The organism is Alkalibacillus haloalkaliphilus, assembly GCF_007991275.1.
Lineage (GTDB): Bacteria > Bacillota > Bacilli > Bacillales > Alkalibacillaceae > Alkalibacillus > Alkalibacillus haloalkaliphilus.
On record NZ_BJYA01000035.1, the window covers coordinates 1 to 1,617 of the forward strand.

Genomic DNA, 1,617 nt, shown 5'->3' on the forward strand with positions numbered 1-1,617 from the left:
AATATCCTTAGAAAGGAGGTGATCCAGCCGCACCTTCCGATACGGCTACCTTGTTACGACTTCACCCCAATCATTGGCCCCACCTTCGGCGGCTGGCTCCATAAATGGTTACCCCACCGACTTCGGGTGTTGCCAACTCTCGTGGTGTGACGGGCGGTGTGTACAAGGCCCGGGAACGTATTCACCGCAGCATGCTGATCTGCGATTACTAGCGATTCCGGCTTCATGCAGGCGAGTTGCAGCCTACAATCCGAACTGAGAATGGCTTTATGGGATTGGCTTGACCTCGCGGTTTCGCTTCCCTTTGTACCATCCATTGTAGCACGTGTGTAGCCCAGGTCATAAGGGGCATGATGATTTGACGTCATCCCCACCTTCCTCCGGTTTGTCACCGGCAGTCACCTTAGAGTGCCCAACTGAATGCTGGCAACTAAGGTTAAGGGTTGCGCTCGTTGCGGGACTTAACCCAACATCTCACGACACGAGCTGACGACAACCATGCACCACCTGTCATTCGGTCCCCGAAGGGAAGACCCTATCTCTAGGGTGGTCCGAAGATGTCAAGACCTGGTAAGGTTCTTCGCGTTGCGTCGAATTAAACCACATGCTCCACCGCTTGTGCGGGCCCCCGTCAATTCCTTTGAGTTTCAGCCTTGCGGCCGTACTCCCCAGGCGGAGTGCTTATTGCGTTAACTGCAGCACTAAGGGTTGGACCCCCTAACACCTAGCACTCATCGTTTACGGCATGGACTACCAGGGTATCTAATCCTGTTCGCTACCCATGCTTTCGCGCCTCAGCGTCAGTCACAGACCAGAGAGCCGCCTTCGCCACTGGTGTTCCTCCACATATCTACGCATTTCACCGCTACACGTGGAATTCCGCTCTCCTCTTCTGTACTCAAGTTCCCCAGTTTCCAATGGCCCTCCATAGTTGAGCTATGGCCTTTCACATCAGACTTAAGAAACCGCCTGCGCGCGCTTTACGCCCAATAATTCCGGACAACGCTTGCCACCTACGTATTACCGCGGCTGCTGGCACGTAGTTAGCCGTGGCTTTCTGGTTAGGTACCGTCAAGGCACTGCCCTATTCGAACAGCACGTGTTCTTCCCTAACAACAGAGTTTTACGATCCGAAAACCTTCATCACTCACGCGGCGTTGCACCGTCAGACTTTCGTCCATTGCGGATGATTCCCTACTGCTGCCTCCCGTAGGAGTCTGGGCCGTGTCTCAGTCCCAGTGTGGCCGATCACCCTCTCAGGTCGGCTACGCATCGTGGCCTTGGTGAGCCGTTACCTCACCAACTAGCTAATGCGCCGCGGGCCCATCTGTAAGTAATAGCAAAAGCCATCTTTTAACACCGAACCATGCGGTTCGTTGAGTTATCCGGTATTAGCCCCGGTTTCCCGGAGTTATCCCAGTCTTACAGGCAGGTTGCCCACGTGTTACTCACCCGTCCGCCGCTCGTTCCACAGACATCCTCCCGAAGGATTCAGTCTGCTTCCCGCGCTCGACTTGCATGTATTAGGCACGCCGCCAGCGTTCGTCCTGAGCCAGGATCAAACTCTCCATAAAAGTGTTTGATTGACTCTTAATAATTTAATGTCATCGTCGTTTT

The 1,617-nt window shown here is 54.1% G+C and carries 1 rRNA gene; it reads right to left on the reverse strand.

Annotated features, from left to right (window positions below):
- Window positions 1–11: 11 nt before the first annotated feature.
- A 16S ribosomal RNA gene (locus tag AHA02nite_RS14930) occupies window positions 12–1,574 on the reverse strand.
- Window positions 1,575–1,617: the final 43 nt, after the last annotated feature.